At 44.2% G+C, this 16,312-nt stretch carries 16 protein-coding genes; 8 read left to right on the top strand and 8 right to left on the bottom strand.

Annotation, left to right across the window (positions count from 1 at the left end; genetic code table 11):
- Positions 1-30: 30 nt before the first annotated feature.
- From pepF to L6I86_RS06780, 4 genes are all read right to left on the bottom strand, one after another.
- A complete protein-coding gene (pepF, locus tag L6I86_RS06795) occupies positions 31-1,821 on the bottom strand; it encodes an oligoendopeptidase F (protein WP_056616376.1) in 1,791 nt (596 codons plus the stop codon).
- A 248-nt stretch (positions 1,822-2,069) separates the two neighbouring features.
- Positions 2,070-2,252, bottom strand: a complete 183-nt coding sequence (locus L6I86_RS06790; protein WP_028556538.1) for a hypothetical protein — start codon at positions 2,250-2,252, stop codon at positions 2,070-2,072.
- Between the two features lie 82 nt (positions 2,253-2,334).
- Positions 2,335-3,171 (bottom strand): TerC family protein, encoded by an 837-nt coding sequence (locus L6I86_RS06785; protein WP_056616369.1) that lies wholly within the window; start codon positions 3,169-3,171, stop codon positions 2,335-2,337.
- A 266-nt stretch (positions 3,172-3,437) separates the two neighbouring features.
- Positions 3,438-3,683 (bottom strand): hypothetical protein, encoded by a 246-nt coding sequence (locus L6I86_RS06780; protein WP_056616367.1) that lies wholly within the window; start codon positions 3,681-3,683, stop codon positions 3,438-3,440.
- Between the two features lie 189 nt (positions 3,684-3,872).
- Between L6I86_RS06780 and L6I86_RS06775 the strand changes: the two genes are divergently transcribed.
- Positions 3,873-4,577, top strand: coding sequence for a class I SAM-dependent methyltransferase (locus L6I86_RS06775; protein WP_236285831.1), 705 nt, complete (start codon positions 3,873-3,875; stop codon positions 4,575-4,577).
- A gap of 139 nt (positions 4,578-4,716) precedes the next feature.
- The gene (locus L6I86_RS06770) at positions 4,717-4,914 is read left to right on the top strand and encodes a cold shock domain-containing protein (protein ID WP_028556542.1); all 198 of its coding nucleotides are present in this window, start codon (positions 4,717-4,719) and stop codon (positions 4,912-4,914) included.
- Between the two features lie 128 nt (positions 4,915-5,042).
- Here the strand turns inward: L6I86_RS06770 and L6I86_RS06765 are convergent, their stop codons facing one another.
- Positions 5,043-5,663 (bottom strand): TetR/AcrR family transcriptional regulator, encoded by a 621-nt coding sequence (locus L6I86_RS06765; RefSeq protein ID WP_236285830.1) that lies wholly within the window; start codon positions 5,661-5,663, stop codon positions 5,043-5,045.
- A gap of 123 nt (positions 5,664-5,786) precedes the next feature.
- On the opposite strand from L6I86_RS06765, the gene L6I86_RS06760 reads away from it, so the two are divergent.
- Positions 5,787-8,012: an MMPL family transporter gene (locus L6I86_RS06760; RefSeq protein ID WP_236285829.1), complete on the top strand. Its 2,226-nt coding sequence runs from the start codon at positions 5,787-5,789 to the stop codon at positions 8,010-8,012.
- A 45-nt stretch (positions 8,013-8,057) separates the two neighbouring features.
- Here L6I86_RS06760 and L6I86_RS06755 read toward each other — a convergent pair whose 3' ends face one another.
- The 3 genes from L6I86_RS06755 to L6I86_RS06745 form a co-directional block, all read right to left on the bottom strand.
- Positions 8,058-8,705: a nitroreductase family protein gene (locus tag L6I86_RS06755; RefSeq protein ID WP_236286320.1), complete on the bottom strand. Its 648-nt coding sequence runs from the start codon at positions 8,703-8,705 to the stop codon at positions 8,058-8,060.
- A gap of 154 nt (positions 8,706-8,859) precedes the next feature.
- Complete coding sequence (locus tag L6I86_RS06750) at positions 8,860-9,993, bottom strand: MFS transporter (protein ID WP_236285828.1); 1,134 nt, start codon at positions 9,991-9,993, stop codon at positions 8,860-8,862.
- 65 nt (positions 9,994-10,058) lie between these two features.
- On the bottom strand, positions 10,059-11,393 hold the full coding sequence (locus L6I86_RS06745) for a multi antimicrobial extrusion protein MatE (protein ID WP_236285827.1): 1,335 nt from the start codon (positions 11,391-11,393) through the stop codon (positions 10,059-10,061).
- Between the two features lie 170 nt (positions 11,394-11,563).
- On the opposite strand from L6I86_RS06745, the gene L6I86_RS06740 reads away from it, so the two are divergent.
- The 5 genes from L6I86_RS06740 to serS all read left to right on the top strand — a co-directional run bounded on the left by L6I86_RS06740 (position 11,564) and on the right by serS (position 16,195).
- Entirely contained in the window at positions 11,564-11,878 is a 315-nt protein-coding gene (locus L6I86_RS06740; protein ID WP_236285826.1) for a hypothetical protein, read from the top strand.
- Positions 11,879-11,906: 28 nt separating this feature from the next.
- Positions 11,907-12,539: a hypothetical protein gene (locus L6I86_RS06735; RefSeq protein ID WP_236285825.1), complete on the top strand. Its 633-nt coding sequence runs from the start codon at positions 11,907-11,909 to the stop codon at positions 12,537-12,539.
- A 43-nt stretch (positions 12,540-12,582) separates the two neighbouring features.
- Positions 12,583-13,608, top strand: coding sequence for a tetraprenyl-beta-curcumene synthase family protein (locus L6I86_RS06730; RefSeq protein ID WP_236286316.1), 1,026 nt, complete (start codon positions 12,583-12,585; stop codon positions 13,606-13,608).
- A gap of 37 nt (positions 13,609-13,645) precedes the next feature.
- Positions 13,646-14,614 (top strand): 6-phosphofructokinase, encoded by a 969-nt coding sequence (pfkA, locus tag L6I86_RS06725; protein WP_056616343.1) that lies wholly within the window; start codon positions 13,646-13,648, stop codon positions 14,612-14,614.
- A 300-nt stretch (positions 14,615-14,914) separates the two neighbouring features.
- Positions 14,915-16,195, top strand: coding sequence for a serine--tRNA ligase (serS, locus tag L6I86_RS06720; RefSeq protein WP_236285824.1), 1,281 nt, complete (start codon positions 14,915-14,917; stop codon positions 16,193-16,195).
- Positions 16,196-16,312: the final 117 nt, after the last annotated feature.

The following is a 16,312-nucleotide window of genomic DNA, read 5'->3' as shown; positions in this document are numbered from 1 at the left end:
AAGAGGGCTTCCCATGTATCGATGAATCGTTTACTTCGTTAGCTCTTCCATCTGATCCAACAACGAGCTGAATACGCTCATAGCTTGCTTAATCGGCTCAGGTGTAGACATATCCACCCCAGCCTTCTTAAGAATGTTCAACGAGTAGTCGCTGCCGCCGCTTTTCAGGAAGCCGAGATAGCGGTCAACCGCTGGCTGGCCTTCGTCCAAAATCTGCTTCGCAAATGATGTAGCAGCAGAGAAGCCTGTCGCATATTTATAAACATAGAAGCTGTTATAGAAGTGAGGAATCCGAGCCCATTCCATCTCGATATCTTGATCTACAACCATGTCATTGCCATGGTACAGCTTATTCAAGCCATAGTAGATTTCACTGAACTCTTGTGGTGTCAGGGATTCGCCTTCTTCTGCCTTCTCATGCGTGATCATTTCGAACTCAGCAAACATCGTTTGGCGGAATACTGTCGTCCGGAATTGATCTGCATAGTACGTGAGCAAATACATTTTTTCCTTCGGATCCGTTACACGTTTTAACAAGTAATCCATGAGAAGAGCCTCATTAAGTGTCGAAGCAACCTCTGCTAAGAAAATGGTGTATTGCGCATAACGATACTCTTGGTTCTCATCCGACAAATAGGAATGAATCGCGTGACCCATCTCATGTGTTAACGTAAACATGCTGTTTAAGTTGTCTTTATGGTTTAACAGGACGTAAGGATGCGTACCGTAAGCACCCCAGCTATAAGCACCATTGCGTTTATTTTTGTTCTCGTATACATCAATCCAGTGGTTGTCGAAGCCGTCTTGAAGAATTTTCAAGTAATTTTCGCCTAGTGGTGCTAAGCTTTTCTTGATTTCTTCTTTGGCTTGCTGATAAGTAATATCCATCTTGAACTCTTCAACGAGCGGTGCAAACAGGTCATACATATGTAACTCATCGACCTTGAGCAGCTTTTTGCGGAGTTTGAGATAGCGTTGCAGCTGTGGCAAGGATTCATGAATGGTTGAAATTAAGTTTGTATACACTTCTTTTTTGATATTGTCACCAAATAGAGTGGATTCAAGAACAGAAGGGTAATGACGCGCTTTGGCGTAGAAAATGTTTTTGTTGATATTCGCACTTAGTGTCGCACCAATCGTATTCCGATTATTGCGGTACGTTTCATAAACCGCTTTGAAAGCATTCTTCCGAACCTCAGGGTCACGGCTCTCTAGGAACTGAATGTAGCTTCCGTGGGTAAGCTCAACTTCCTCGCCTTTTTCATTCTTCACCTTCGGGAATTTCAAGTCTGCATTGTTCAGCATTCCGAAAATCGTACTTGGCGCCCCCGCCATTGTGCCGGCTTGAGCAAGAAGTGCTTCTTGTTCTTTCGATAATGTATGTGGCTTCTGACGAATCATTTCTTCAAGCGTATCTTTATAAAAAGATAAGGAAGGATCGCTCACAAGCTGCTGAAGCTTTTCGTCCGAGAGGCTTAGAATTTCAGGGGAAATGAAGGAAGCTGCTTCCCCAACTTCAACACTGAGTTTTTTTGCTTTTTCGGATAAAGCCTGATAAACAGGTTCAGCTGTATCTTCATGATGCTTCATGTTGGCGTAGACATATAATCTTTCCATTTTCACAGAAAGCTCATCTTCCAATTGGAAAATTTGCTTCACGGAAGCCGCATCGTTAAGTTTTCCTTGGAAGGCACTGACTTTGCTAAGCGAGCTTTTTACCTCTTGAAATTCTTGATCCCAAGCCTTCTGATTAGCAAATAAATCCTCCAATTGCCAACGGTGCTCGGCCGGTACTTGCTTGCGTTCCAATAATTGAGTCATCGGAGCCCTCCTGTCCTTGTTTTGAGATTGGGGTAAGCTGGAATCCTTTGCGTGTAAATCAGCTATAGGGATGGAGCTAAGAAGAATTCCCATTACAGCTGTTACATAAAGAAGGCGCATTGCGGTCACGCTCCCGGCATATTCCCATGAGGGATGTTCTAACTGAAATCCCAATCCATGGTTTTCACCTAGTATGACCGTTTACGTATTCAATTATGATTATATGAAAAAGCTGGAAGGAAGTAAATTCAAGTTCCTGCTCGGAAGAAGCTTAGCAAGATCAGAACGAAGGATATGGAAACCATAACAATCGCCAGCAGAGCCAGATAGCGTTTCATTTGTGCTGGTAGGCTGTCTTTTTTCATAATTAAAATGATCGCAAGGCAAAAGGATACAATTACAAATGTGAGTATAGATCCAGAATCGGTCATCGAAAATCATCCTTTTTCCTATAGAGTATGATACTTGTTCCATATCATACTAATTTTCGCTACGCAGGGTCAAACTCCTTTTTCAACCGGCATGCTGCATGGAATCTTGGTTCGAATCATCGTCTTCCTCTTTCACCAGAATAAACTTGCCGCGAGAATCCATTTTAACTGTGAAACGATCCTCAGGGGAAATTTGTGCCTCTTCACTAAGCTCTTTGGGAAGTGTTAATTGTCCGCTATCCCCGACACTTACTTGATAGCCAATCATCTTTGACCATTTACCTGCACCAAGTACGAGGACGACGAGTAATCCAATGAATAACCACTTGCCTAACGGATTGGATTCGAAGAAGGGGGCTAGGAACTTTTCTCCGGTAATCATCTTGCCAGCAGTAAGCGCCAGTACGCCTGCACCGATATAAATAATCGAAGGATACTTCTCGATCCATTTAATGAATAAGGTGCTTCCCCAGACCACGATAGGAACGCTGACAAGTAGACCAATAATGACGAGCAAGAAGTTACCATGTGCAGCACCAGCGACTGCGATGACATTATCTAAACCCATGACCGCATCAGCGATAATAATCGTTCGGATGGCTGCCCACATAGTGTCCTTCACTTTCATATCCTCGTGACTTTTCTTTTCGCTGAGAAGCTTATACGAAATCCATAGAAGCAAGATACCGCCGACTAACAGCAGCCCAGGTATTTTGAGCAACGTAACGACCACAAGCGTGGCCAAAGCTCGAATCACAATCGCGCCAACCGTGCCCCAGAGAATGACTTTCTTTTGTGTTTCCTTTTTCAAATTACGTGCCGCCATCCCAATTACAATCGCGTTATCACCAGCAAGCACCAGGTCAATCAGAATAATACTTAGCAGAGAGACGAAAAAGCCCGTTGACAACCAATCCATACGCGAACACACTCCTTCAAGGTTTTTTTTGATGCAAAAAAGAGCCCAGCACCTTTTGACCGGTGAAGGCTCTAATTCATCAAAAAAGACCTTCACCAATGTACATGGCAAAGGTCTTGCTAACAACGTTGTCGTTGCCAATAAAGCCGGGATCTGATGAGGATCCGAATTGACGACTTTACTGTATCAGCTACTCCCCTTTGGAGTGTTACTATGAGATTATACGTTTAGTATATGCGATGCGTTTCAAAATAGTCCGCTTTTTTTTACACGTTTTTAAAAGCATCCATAATAGCTTGCAATTCTTCTTCTGTACCATCGAAATTTTCTTTGGTAAAGCGCTCGTTAGCCCAGTGGAGCATAGCAGGTCGACCAATAAAAGTATGGCATTCTTCGCCCCATTGATCAGAGATTTCGGTTAGAACAATTTTGGTGCCTTGAACCTCGACATTCAGCATGTTCCATTTATCTTTTTTATAAATCGTATGTCTTTTGAAGGGTTGATGCGACATGGCTTTTTTCCTCGTTTCTGTAATAAGCTTATAGATGTAAACAATCGTATCATAAATTGCCGCTATTTCCAAACAGGGGGATCGATTTTTTCGTTATTTTCTTGTTGCGCAGGGGAATTTCTCGTGATAGAATTCTCCTAATCCTTTCCAGAGGGAAGGGGTTATGAGCCGAGTCGAGGAGAGATGAGCATGGAACAGAAGCGTGTTTATGAGCAAACTGGGGTCGCTATGACCTCAAGATCGTATGTCGAATACGAGAAAATGTTTATGCTGCAGAAGGTAGATTTGGTTGGAAAACGAGTGTTGGACGTCGCTGGTGGCGCATCTTCGTTTACGTCTGAAGCAAGGCAGCTTGGGATTTACGCAGAGGCGGTTGATCCGTTGTATGAGAAGTCGCCACGTGCTATCTCAGAGCATGGCATGCAAGAGATTGAGCTTGTCGCCATGAAGATGGCCAAATTAGTTGATGTATACGACTGGACGTTTTACGGATCTGTTCAGCAACATCGGGCAGGACGTATTCAAGCCTTACAACGTTTTATAGAGGACTTCTCAAGCATGGAAGGAGCAGCCAGATATCATATGGCTGCTTTACCTTCTTTACCATTCGAATCGGAGAGCTTTGATCTCGTGATGTGCAGTCATTTTCTTTTTCTGTATGAAGAGCAGTTCGATTATGCGTTTCATGTAGGGGCTGTTCGTGAGCTGCTTCGTGTTTGCAAGCCAGGTGGCGAGGTAAGGATCTACCCCTTAATGAGTTTCCGCACAGAGGAATATTCGCGTCTACCTGATCTAATCAACGAGTTCGTGCTGGCTGGATGTACCGTTCAAAAGCGAGAAGCTAGTCTACCTTTTCTACCGAATTCTCATCAATTTTTAAACATAAAAAAGTAGCCCTCTGCATAGTGGAAAACCTTGGTACATCAACAAATTTCAGCTTATCCACCTCGGAATTTTCGTTGATTTTTGATGGCTCAAATGGTATAATTTCCTTATTCGCCATAGATGGCGATATTTTTAGGAGGTTGTTCATTTGAAGGGTACAGTGAAATGGTTTAACGCAGAAAAAGGGTACGGTTTTATTTCTGTTGATGGAGGCGACGATGTATTCGTTCACTTCTCCGCAATTCAGGGCGAAGGATTCAAAACATTAGAAGAAGGCCAATCCGTTGAGTTTGATATTACTCAAGGTAACCGTGGTCCTCAAGCAGCTAACGTCACCAAATTATAAGACTCTGGGATTCCCTACTTATAAATAGTGTCATAGCACAAGCAATAAAGACAGTTCTCGAGTTCGCTCGGGGCTGTCTTTTTTGTTTGCTCGAATATCACAACAAAGGATGCTTCCTGATCGGTTTATCATTGTGGCGGGAATAAGCCGTGCCATAGAATGTCGATAATTTGCGTAGCGGCTTCCCCTTCATGAGGAAACATTTTATTCCCGTCGCCGTCTGTCGCATGGCCCATCATGAGAAGTGAGGTATATGCGCGTGCAATCACACGTGGATTGACTGGACCGATTTCTCCGGAGTCAATCGACTTCTGGAATTCGGTTTCGAGCGCATCCAATATGCCTTGTTCGGATTTGCGCATGGCTTTCATTTGCTCTTCGGAAAGTGTGGCCTCCATCTTGCGCATGAACGAATGCAAGTCGAAATCGACCGCTTTCAGATGGCCCTCTGTAATGCCGAGAAGCCTGTCGCGAAGCGGAGTAGGCTCACTTAAGCGTTGAATGGTTACACGTCTTACGTTATCCATCAATTGGATCATGGAGGCTGTAAGCAGGTCGGTTTTGGAAGGGAAATAGTAATATACAGATGCCTTCGTTACCTTGCATTCTTTGGCGATATCGTCCATGGAGACGGACTCGAAGCCCCGGGACAAGAACAAAGGAATAGCCGTCATTAAAATTTTCTGATTAAGAGGCATGTCGCCCTGGGAGACGCGTGGTCTGCCGAGAGGCTTTGATTTTTTTTCCATAAGTGTCACTCCTGAGAGGATTTAAAATAAAAACTTGATTAATTAACTATATAGTATATATAATTAATTCTGTTACGAGATTAATTATAACACTATTTCATTTTTTAGGAGAGAGGCTACGTCATGCATGAAAATCCTTTTTTTAGTAAAATAGGCGGTATTGTCGCGGGTCGTCGCAGCAAATGGGTAACATTAGCCATTTGGATTTTACTTACAGGCATTTTATCTGTCTTTCTACCTAACGTCAATTCACAAGAAAATAATGCTGCAAGGCAACTGCCAACCGATTCCTGGTCACTTGAAGCAGCAGCGTTGATGAACGAACAATTCCCAAGTAATGAGGGTGTGCCAGCGCTCGTTGTTTGGTATCGTGGATCTGGACTGACAGATCAAGATTTGGCTGCGGTTCAAAAGGTTACGAAACAACTCACGGATACCCCGTTAGCTGCTCAGAAGGGATTGCCCCCTTTGCATCAGATGCCTGCTCCTGCACTTAAAGGCATGGTATCCAAGGATGGCAAGATACTCGTTCTGCAGATTTCGTTTAACGAAGGGACGGAAACGGAAGTTCTCCAAGATGGCATGAAGAAGCTAGAAGAGATGACCGTAAGTCAATTAGGCATTGACCCCTTTGAAGCTAAAATTGAGGAAGATGGTTTGCATGCCCGAATTACAGGCCCTGTAGGCATTCAGACGGATGCAACAGCGCTATTCAAAGGAGCAGATTTCACTTTACTCTTGGCAACGGTGCTACTGGTCCTTGTTCTTCTAATCCTACTATATCGCTCACCAATTCTGGCTTTTATTCCATTAGTAGGCGTCGGCTTTGCTTATGGCATCATTTCACCTATTCTAGGTTACCTCGCAAAGCAGGGATGGATTACCGTTGACGCGCAGTCGATCTCCATTATGACCGTCCTATTGTTTGGTGCAGGAACGGATTATTGTCTCTTCTTCGTGGCTCGCTATCGACAAGCCCTATTGGCTGAGAAAGACAAATATACCGCACTTCGTGTTTCATTCGGTGGTTCAACAGGTGCGATTGGGATGAGTGGACTCACCGTAATTGTTTCATTACTGGGCTTACTATTTGCTCACTATGGCTCCAATCATCGGTTCGCGATTCCGTTTAGCGTAGCGATTTTCATTATGGCCGTTGCGAGTCTAACACTTGTTCCAGCGCTTCTTGCCATTATTGGACGTGTGTCTTTCTACCCATTCATTCCGTTGACACCAGAAATGCGAGCAGAGAAAGAAGCGCGCAAAGGGAAACGCATTCGCGAGCAAAAGCCTGTTGGTGCCATGAATGCTGCGCTTGGGCGAGTGGTCACGGAAAGACCCAAAAGCGTGCTCGCAATTTCATTAATCATTCTTATTGCGTTAGCAGCTTTCGCCCCGCAAATTAAGTTTACGTATAATATTTTGGAGTCGTTCCCTTCCACTATGCCGTCGCGTGAAGGATTTAGCTTGTTATCCGAGCATGTTTCACCGGGATCACTGGCACCAGTTAATGTGGTCGTCAATACGGAAGGGAAGACGGCAGATGTCCAAGGAGCGCTTGCTAAGCTGCCTTATGTGGAATCGGTGAGCAAACCTGAGGACAGTAAGAAGGACGCCAATTATAAAGTGTTTGAGTTGATTTTTAAGCAAGATCCTTACGATTTGGATGTCATCAATCAGATTCCTGAGATTCGAAACACCTTGGAACAAAAGCTAACTGAGGCAGGTATTGCTAACCCGCAGGTTTGGGTTGGTGGCGAGACTGCCACCCAATATGACACCAAAACCGTCGTAGAGCGGGATACGAAAATTGTAATCCCAGTTGTTATAACCGTAATCGCGATCCTATTACTCGTATATTTACGTTCCATTGTTGCAACCGTCTATCTGATTGCAACGGTACTGCTTTCCTATTACTCGGCGTTAGGTGCCGGGTGGCTTATCTTGCACTATTTCATGGATACAGCAGCGATCCAAGGGTTGATACCGCTATATGCTTTCGTCTTCCTTGTAGCGTTAGGCGAGGATTATAATATTTTCATGATTTCGAGCATTTGGCAGGAAAGAAATCGGTTGAAACTGAAGGATGCGATACGATTAGGCGTTAGCTCAACGAGCAGTGTTATCACTTCGGCAGGCTTGATTTTAGCAGGCACCTTTGCGGTTCTAGCTTCACTGCCGATACAAGTGCTTGTGCAGTTCGGTGTCATTTGTGCCGTAGGTGTAATCTTAGATACCTTCATCGTTAGGCCGTTCCTAGTCCCTTCCATCACGATGCTGCTTGGGGATGCGGTGTTCTGGCCAAGTAAAGTGAAGCGGGCGCCACTCGCGTCTGGTTCTAAGAATTAAGTAAAGAAAAAGGAGCTATCCGCAATCGCGGACAGCTCCTTTTCATTAATCGATGATTTCAAGAATATCGTCAACTTCTTTACGCGCCATTTTACCAGGCTTATCCTTCGGATAGCCAAGGGAAATGACCATGTTAATTTGATACTCTGCTGGAATCTCCAGGTAAGCCCGGATTTGATCCTGTGCTAACAACACAGGGCCCGTCATAGGGCAAGTTGCTAGCCCTCTAGCATGCGCAGCAAGCATCAGGTTCTGTGAAGCTAGGCAAGAGCTCTTAATGCCTTCTTCGGCCCAAATATGATCATCGACCAATTGAATGGGGTCGAAGATGCGATCACGGAATTTGGATTCATAAGGTGTCGCCAAACAAATGATGAGAACAGGCGCGTCCGAGAAGGCTGTTGCGTAAGGACCGAAGGATCTCACCAGCATGCGTGCTTCTCTGGATAACCCTTTCTCCTCGGCAGCCGCGGCACGGAGATGCAGCTGGTCCCAAGTCAATTGCTCGATATGTTTGATTTTTTCTGTATTTCGAATGGCGATAAATTTCCATGTTTGTGAGTTCGTATCGCTGGGAGCATAACGAGCACAATCGATGATTTCACGAATATCTTCAACTGCGACTGTTTGCTCGGTAAAGTTGCGAATGCTGCGTCGTTCAAGAACGATGGTTTTGAAATCTTCATACATCATAATAAATGTGTACCTACCTTTGCTGCTCATAATATTCATCTTGGTTTATTACTTGGTACTAAGACTATATCCTTATTATAGGGGAGATCTACAAGGAGTACAACTGTTGTTACTCCCAATATGCTCAGGATATAAGGAAGTAAGCATTCTCTTATCATCGACTAGGAAGGGCATCCTCATTCCTTTGAAACAGATACGTGCACAGAAAGCCTATGGCTGATGTTATCGATAAGCACGCTGCAATCATATAAACGGTACTTCCGCCAGCTTCATTATAGATCCAGCCACCTGCGGTTCCGCTTATCAAACCAGCTATACTAGACCAAGCGACAGCGAAAATGGCTTGACCTGAGGACCGGTACTCATCCGGAATAATTTGACTCAAATAACGATTCGCGGTGAAGAGGAAAACACCAAAAGTCAAGCTGTGTAGAAGCTGAATGCTGATAACCCAAATGGGATCCTGGATGAAACTCATCATGACGAAACGGAAGGCGTAAATCACACCAGCAAAGGCAAGTAAGGGTAATTCCTTGAAGCGATGCCCGTGTTTGCTCAGATAGAAAAAGACTGGAATCTCGCTGAGTGCGGATGTCATCCACGCATATCCGATGAGTGAATCAGAAGCACCAAGCTGACGCATATACAGGGCTAAGAAGCCATCATTGAACCGATGTGATACTGACATGATGATCACAAGCGCAAGGAACCAAATGAATTTTTTGGAACGGATAATGTTTACCATACCGCCAAATGCCATTTTTTTGCCGCCTTGACGCGTATCTTTCAGCAGAAAAAGAATGATTAATGTACAGCCTATCGTTATAAAAAGCAAGAGAGGTGTTAGTCCCGTTCCATATGCTCGTAGGATTAAACCGAAACCGCCAGCTGACACTGCGAAGCCAATGGAGCCATACACGCGGAAGGAGGCATAGCTTTTCCCACTCGATCGGATATGCAGCATGACTTGACTGTCATTCAAAGAGTTCACTGGCTGTTGGAAGAAGAAAAACGCTGCCAAACAGACATAGAGCAGGGAAAACCAGCCTGCGGTAGAAACCAAGATGGCTGTGACGAGCTGGCCGAGGATCAGAATAATCATGATTTTCTTGACGGTTTGAAACCGATCGCTCAGGAACCCCCATAATAGATTGGTTGCAATGCCGATCAGCGGTCCAATGGCGTAGAGTAAGCCGATTTGGATCTTAGAATACCCTTTATAATCGAAATAGAGCGGGAAAAAAGTCACAACAATCCCCATCGTCATAAAAAAAGAAAAAGTAAACATTTTAAGCAATCGATCATTTCTATCAATCGCATTTGAATTTGACAAGCGTAATCATCACCATTTCATTACATATTTTCTTGTGGCTGACTAGGTTGTTGCACATCATTCGTTCGTTTGAGCACATAGATGACGACAAGTAGTTCTGCCAACATGCCTACCGATTGGGCTAGCGCGCCGATCACTCCATTCCAGCTAGGAACCGTTGCAATGGCAACGAATAAAGTGAGTACCGTAATAGTAGCATTCGCAGATTGCGAGAAAACCATGATTTTTGTTTGGCCGCGCAGCATAATAATCCCATTCATATAATCAAGCCATGGGAATACAATCGTCATGATCATGAAAATACGCATGGCACTTAGACTGGCTTGCCTCAGTTCCGCATTTACACCCATGACATGTGTCATAAACCAAGGGCCAATCGGCGTATAGGCCAGTATGGCTATTAGAGTTCCTGGAATGAAGCTAAGCAGGAGAATGAATTTTTTGACTCTCACAGCATCTTTACGATAGAAGTTTAAGACGATTTGATGTATGTAGGAGAAGAAACTCATCACTAACTGTGTTAAGGATCCAGCGATCGCAAAGGATGAGATGGCTAGATGGATATGTGTTGTTTTGCCTAGCATCGCATTAATAGACGGTCCAATAATTACAGCAATAACAGATGAATATAAGAGCGGTTTGTAAAAGCTGAAAATTTGCTGTTTCGTCTCAATTGGATGATTGGGTGCTTTCTCCGGAATCACATGCTTGAGTAAGCTTGTCCCTTCCCAAATCGCAACAGTTGCTTCAATGACCATACCGACAAGGAAAATAATGGCGCCTACTTTACCGCTGGAGACATTATCCGTTGTAATGAAATATAAAGATAAGAAATACATCGCGATAATCCGTACGCCCATGCCGATGGTGAGCCATTTGGTACGCATATTGAAAATGATAATCCCATGAAACAAACAACGCAGGCCAGAGAAGATGCTTACATACATAAGGATGCGGTAAACACTTAATGTAGCAGCAAGTAATTCACGTTCTACGCCGAAAAAATAAAGAAACACCCATTCTCCAACCGGTGTGTAACAGAGTATGAGGCCGAGCAGGATGATACAGGCAAAAACGTATGAGCTGACAACGCCCATGGCACGGAATGAGATCCTGTCTCTGACAAGTGCCGAGCAGGCTTGTCGTAGCAATACAACGGGTTTTTCGGTCAGTCCTAGTAGACTTAGGGGAATGGCATAGCTGGCGATGACAACCTCGGGATTATCAGCCCTAGCCAAGGTGCTGTTAATAATAACATGCGAGAGGGTTACAAGCGTTGCAGAAAGTCCGAGGGGGAGGAAAAAGGAGATGAGCTGTTTCCATGTGATGGTTTCCTTTAATGTCTTAGCATTCATCCAAATCGCACTCCTTCGCGTTTTGCAAAACATTTCTTAAGTATATCAGAAAATGAAATCGGGATGACATACAATTTTAACTGGAAACCGAAGGTTTGAAGTGATACATTTAAAGGTAGAATGTTTCTTGAACAAGACTGCCAGTTTTGCCTGCAAGGAGGTATACATGAATGAACAGCTATTTTCAGTATGATGAAAGACTCGGCATTGAGATTCCCGTTTTGGAATTGGAGTGGGAAATGTATGATGCTGCTGTTCGCATAAATCTGTTATTACAGTGGGAACAAATTCGAGGCGTTATTCCGGATCGAATTATGAAATTGGAAGCACAAATCATTGAAAAGCAAAATAAACTCGATAAGGAAGACGATTTTGTAACCTCCTGCCGTTTGAATTCCGATATTGCTGAATTGGCTTCAATCATAAATGATCTTCATCTCTGGTTCCGGACTAATCAGGATTTGGAATCAAAAACCCACCATTAATGGTTGTCAATGAAGGGAGAATGACTGCATGCATAGCAATAAGGATGGGAATAACTGGCTAGGAACGATAGCGAAACCACTTCTGGAGCATCTCCCTGCGCTTTATCCAATTGAAGAGTGGGACGTCGCAATGGATGCACGGATCGAAGGACTCTCAACATCATTGATTACGGAAGGAAGTCCTGAGCAGCTCCCCTATGGGTTAGCTATTAAAGCAGGCTTGTTTCTTCTAAATGAAAGTCTAGATAAATCTCACGATATCTCGCAGGAAATTACGAATCCAACCGGAAGTTACTGGCATGCTCTTATGCATCGGATGGAAGGCGACTATAGTAATGCGAAATACTGGTTTAACGACGTTGGTCATCATCCTATTTATTCTAATCTAATCCAATTTGTAAGAGATAATCTATCGCTCAAAGACTTCATGGAATTGGAAAATGAAGCACTTCGACATAAGCTTGAAGTACTTGTAACATCACCAGTTTGGAATCCATACGTATTTATTGATGTGATTGAAATTCAGGTATCGCTTGTTCAGAATCCTACAGTTGATAGTTGGTTACGCCAAATACAGCGATCTGAAATGCAATTATTACTTCAATTCTGCTATGAACAAAGTTGTGGAGGAAGTTTACTTGAGGCAATTGGACAAAAGTAGAATAAGGATCCATGCGAAGGTTCCGCAGGGGCCCATCCGATTAATGATTAGTGTTTATCGCTATATTTTACCTGGTGTCAATGAACAATTGAGCTTTTGGAAAAGTAGAGCTGCGAGTATTCCCGATGAAGAGCTTCGTACTCAAGCACTAGCAAGCATTGCAACGAAGCAATTTCATTGTCAAGGAGGAGCTGTGTATGCAGCTGCTCATTTATCGATGCGCCACGTGCTTATTCCACTCATCGTCGCATTCCAGTCAATCAGTGACTACTTGGATAATTTATGTGATCGAAGCACCTCGCTGGATCCTAAGGACTTTCGACAATTACATCAATCTATGCTAGATGCAGTTGATCCTGCGAAGCCTCTGCATGATTACTATGCGTTCAGAGATGAGAAAGAAGACGGCGGCTATTTAAGAGATCTTGTTCAGCAATGCCAGACTTCTATTAGCCAGATGCCTTCGTATTTGAAAGTGGCTGATCAGGTCAAAGAGTTTGTAGGCTTATACTGTGATTTGCAGGTGTACAAGCATATTCGTAAGGATTTACGCGAGCCACAGCTGCATCAATGGTGGGAAGATCATCACCATAAATATCGCCAGATTGATTGGAATGAGTTTGCTGCTGCAACGGGATCAACGTTAGGTATGTTTATGCTATTTTTGGGTGCGTGTGATCCAAATCTGACGGACAAGCAGGTGGAATCCATCCGGGAAGCTTATTTTCCTTATGTGTGTGGACTTCATATTCTGCTTGATTATTTAATTGATCAGGAAGAAGATATTGTAGGTGGAGACTTGAATTTCTGTACCTACTACGATTCGTTAGATACAACCGTAGAGCGAATCGCTTTCATTGTCCAGGAGGCGAGAAGTAAAATTTTGTTCTTGGAACATCCGAGATTTCATCGTATGATAATCGAAGGTTTGCTTGCTCTCTATTTATCTGACCCTAAGGTCAACAGTCAACACCAAGTGAAAAAAATCTCAAAGCGTCTGATGAAAAATAGTCCTTTAACCAGGCTTTTTTTCTGGATAAATAGTATGTACATCCGTACGACATCATGAATGTCATTCACAAGAATTATGAAGGAGGAAATTTAATATGTCAGCAGTAAAATCAATTGCCGTTTTAACCAGTGGGGGAGATTCTCAAGGTATGAATGCAGCGGTTCGAGCGGTTGTTCGAAGTGCACTATACCATGGGCTCGAAGTGTATGCCGTTCAGCGTGGATATCAAGGACTTATTAACGATGATATTCGTAAAATGGACTTGCGTAGCGTAGGTGACATCATTCAGCGTGGAGGAACGATTCTCCAAACGGCTCGTTGCAAAGAATTTATGACACCTGAAGGACAGCAAATCGGTGCAGACAACTTGCGTAGACGCGGAATTGACGGTCTAGTTGTTATTGGTGGAGATGGTTCCTATCAAGGAGCGAACAAGCTTAGCAAATTGGGTATCAAAACGATGGGCCTTCCGGGGACAATCGACAACGACATCCCATTCACTGATTTTACAATTGGATTCGATACAGCTGTAAGTATCGTTGTGGATGCCATTAATAAGCTGCGGGATACGATGACTTCTCATGAACGTTCATCGGTTGTCGAAGTTATGGGCCGTCATTGTGGTGAAATTGCCCTGTATGCGGGACTTGCCAGCGGTGCTGAAACCATTATTGTGCCAGAGGTGAATGTGGATGTTACAGAGGTTGCTAATCGGATGAAGGATAACTTCAACCATGGCAAACGTCACAGTATTATCCTTGTAGCTGAAGGAGCAGGAACTGGTGAGGGTATTGCGAAGCAGATTACGGAAACGAACGGGATTGAACCTCGTGTGACGGTTCTTGGTCATATTCAACGCGGTGGTGCGCCTACACATAATGACCGTATTCTGGCAAGCCGTCTAGGCGATTTTGCTGTTCGCAAACTAATGGAGGGTGATTCTTCCAAAGCTTGCGGTATTATCAAAGGTGAGCTTGTGGCAACGGATATCGATCTTGTTGTTAACACGAAACGTACCTTTAACATGGAGCTTTATGAATTGGCTAGCCGTTTGTCTCAATAAGCCTAATTTTGTGAATAGGTGTTGATCTTCATTTGCTTTTCGGCTATAATAGCGAACAATATATAAATCGACATCATGTCTATGAAGAGCATCCAACTCGGAGACGTTCATGATCGGAAGGACGTAAGATCCTTCTCTAAATAAACCGGCACCGCCCGTTATCGCGGAACCAAGCGGATGATGACCATTGATGTCATCATCAAGTTGGGTGGCACCGCGAGCAGAACGCTCCTCGTCCCAATCGGACTGAGGGCGTTTTTTGTCTTTTTCACCTATAAGAAGAGGAAGCGGTGACGGAACATGCTGGATATCAAATGGATTCGAAACAACCAAGATCAAGTGAAAGCAGCAGCTTTCCGAAAAGGTGTAGAATGCCACGTGGAGGAACTGCTCGTAGTCGATGAGAAGAAAAGGGGATTGCTGGGCCAAGCCGATCTGCTGCGAGCAGATCGTAATCGCGTTTCGGAACAAATCGCGTCGCTAATGATGCAGAGGAAGACCACCGAAGCAGAAGGCTTGAAGGAGCAAGTCCGTGGCTGGAATCAAAGACTCGCGGCACTGGAAGCGGAATTGAACGAGTATGAACTGAGGTTCAAGGAGCTCATGCTGCAAATACCGAATCTAGCTTCGCCTGATACACCCATAGGTAAAAGCGATCAAGAGAATGTAGAGATTAAGGTCATTGGAGATAAGCCGATTTTTAACTTCGAGATGAAAGATCATCTTCAACTTGGTGAAGCGTTGAACATGATTGATGTTGGTCGGGGCGTGAAGATCGCGGGCAGCCGCAATTATTATCTCAAAGGAATGGGGCTTTATTTGCACAGGGCTGTTCAACAGCTGGCCATTGACTTGCTAACGGATCGTGGATTCACCGTCATGGATGTACCGCTTATGGTACGGGAGGAAACACTGCTCAATGCGGCTTTCTTCCCAGCAGGTAAAGATCAAACGTATGAGCTTCCTGCGGATAACACATGGTTAGTTGGTACTTCGGAAGGTCCGTTGATTTCGTATTATGCGGGGGAGATCGTCGATTTAACGGAGGGGCCGATTCAGTTAGCGGCCGTGTCGAATTGCTTCCGGAAAGAAGCGGGCTCAGCGGGAAGAGATGTACGTGGGTTATATCGTGTCCATCAATTTGCGAAGGTTGAGCAAGTGATCCTCTGTGAAAATAATGCGGATGAAGCAGATCGCATGCTGCAGTTAATCACACAAAATGCCGAGGATTTACTTGCATGTCTAGAACTGCCATACCGCGTTGTAGCGGTGTGTTCGGGGGACATGGGGGCCAAAAACTACAAGCAATTCGATATTGAAACATGGATGCCAAGCCGAGGGGCATACGGTGAGACGCATTCGTCGTCAAGCCTGCTGGATTTCCAAGCTAGACGCAGTAATTTACGTTATCGGGATCAAGAAGGTGTGTTGCGTTATTGCTATACACTGAATAATACGGCCGTTGCATCGCCGCGGATCCTAATTCCATTGCTAGAAAATCATCAACAGGCAGATGGCTCAATCTACATCCCCCCTGCGTTGCGACCGTATATGCGAGGGCTGGAAGCCATTCGCGTTTAATCATAGAAAGCCCCTTATCCTAAGTGTTTCAATAGGATAAGGGGCTTTTTATTGGAAGCAGCGTCTTGGAATTGACTAAGAAGCGAAGGATTAGTGATTTAGGGACTTAGGAGTTTT

It is taken from the genome of Paenibacillus allorhizoplanae, assembly GCF_927798215.1.
Lineage (GTDB): Bacteria > Bacillota > Bacilli > Paenibacillales > NBRC-103111 > Paenibacillus_E > Paenibacillus_E allorhizoplanae.
The sequence above is the reverse complement of the archived record's forward strand: the minus strand, read 5'-3'. Positions and strand labels throughout refer to the sequence as shown.

What these genes read in the sequence shown, in the direction of transcription:
- pepF (WP_056616376.1), bottom strand. Translation starts at nt 1,821, where the DNA reads ATGACTCAATTATTGGAACGCAAGCAAGTACCGGCCGAGCACCGTTGG.
- L6I86_RS06790 (WP_028556538.1), bottom strand. Translation starts at nt 2,252, where the DNA reads ATGACCGATTCTGGATCTATACTCACATTTGTAATTGTATCCTTTTGC.
- L6I86_RS06785 (WP_056616369.1), bottom strand. Translation starts at nt 3,171, where the DNA reads ATGGATTGGTTGTCAACGGGCTTTTTCGTCTCTCTGCTAAGTATTATT.
- L6I86_RS06780 (WP_056616367.1), bottom strand. Translation starts at nt 3,683, where the DNA reads ATGTCGCATCAACCCTTCAAAAGACATACGATTTATAAAAAAGATAAA.
- L6I86_RS06775 (WP_236285831.1), top strand. Translation starts at nt 3,873, where the DNA reads ATGGAACAGAAGCGTGTTTATGAGCAAACTGGGGTCGCTATGACCTCA.
- L6I86_RS06765 (WP_236285830.1), bottom strand. Translation starts at nt 5,663, where the DNA reads ATGGAAAAAAAATCAAAGCCTCTCGGCAGACCACGCGTCTCCCAGGGC.
- L6I86_RS06760 (WP_236285829.1), top strand. Translation starts at nt 5,787, where the DNA reads ATGCATGAAAATCCTTTTTTTAGTAAAATAGGCGGTATTGTCGCGGGT.
- L6I86_RS06755 (WP_236286320.1), bottom strand. Translation starts at nt 8,705, where the DNA reads ATGATGTATGAAGATTTCAAAACCATCGTTCTTGAACGACGCAGCATT.
- L6I86_RS06750 (WP_236285828.1), bottom strand. Translation starts at nt 9,993, where the DNA reads ATGTTTACTTTTTCTTTTTTTATGACGATGGGGATTGTTGTGACTTTT.
- L6I86_RS06745 (WP_236285827.1), bottom strand. Translation starts at nt 11,393, where the DNA reads ATGAATGCTAAGACATTAAAGGAAACCATCACATGGAAACAGCTCATC.
- L6I86_RS06740 (WP_236285826.1), top strand. Translation starts at nt 11,564, where the DNA reads ATGAACAGCTATTTTCAGTATGATGAAAGACTCGGCATTGAGATTCCC.
- L6I86_RS06735 (WP_236285825.1), top strand. Translation starts at nt 11,907, where the DNA reads ATGCATAGCAATAAGGATGGGAATAACTGGCTAGGAACGATAGCGAAA.
- L6I86_RS06730 (WP_236286316.1), top strand. Translation starts at nt 12,583, where the DNA reads ATGATTAGTGTTTATCGCTATATTTTACCTGGTGTCAATGAACAATTG.
- pfkA (WP_056616343.1), top strand. Translation starts at nt 13,646, where the DNA reads ATGTCAGCAGTAAAATCAATTGCCGTTTTAACCAGTGGGGGAGATTCT.
- serS (WP_236285824.1), top strand. Translation starts at nt 14,915, where the DNA reads ATGCTGGATATCAAATGGATTCGAAACAACCAAGATCAAGTGAAAGCA.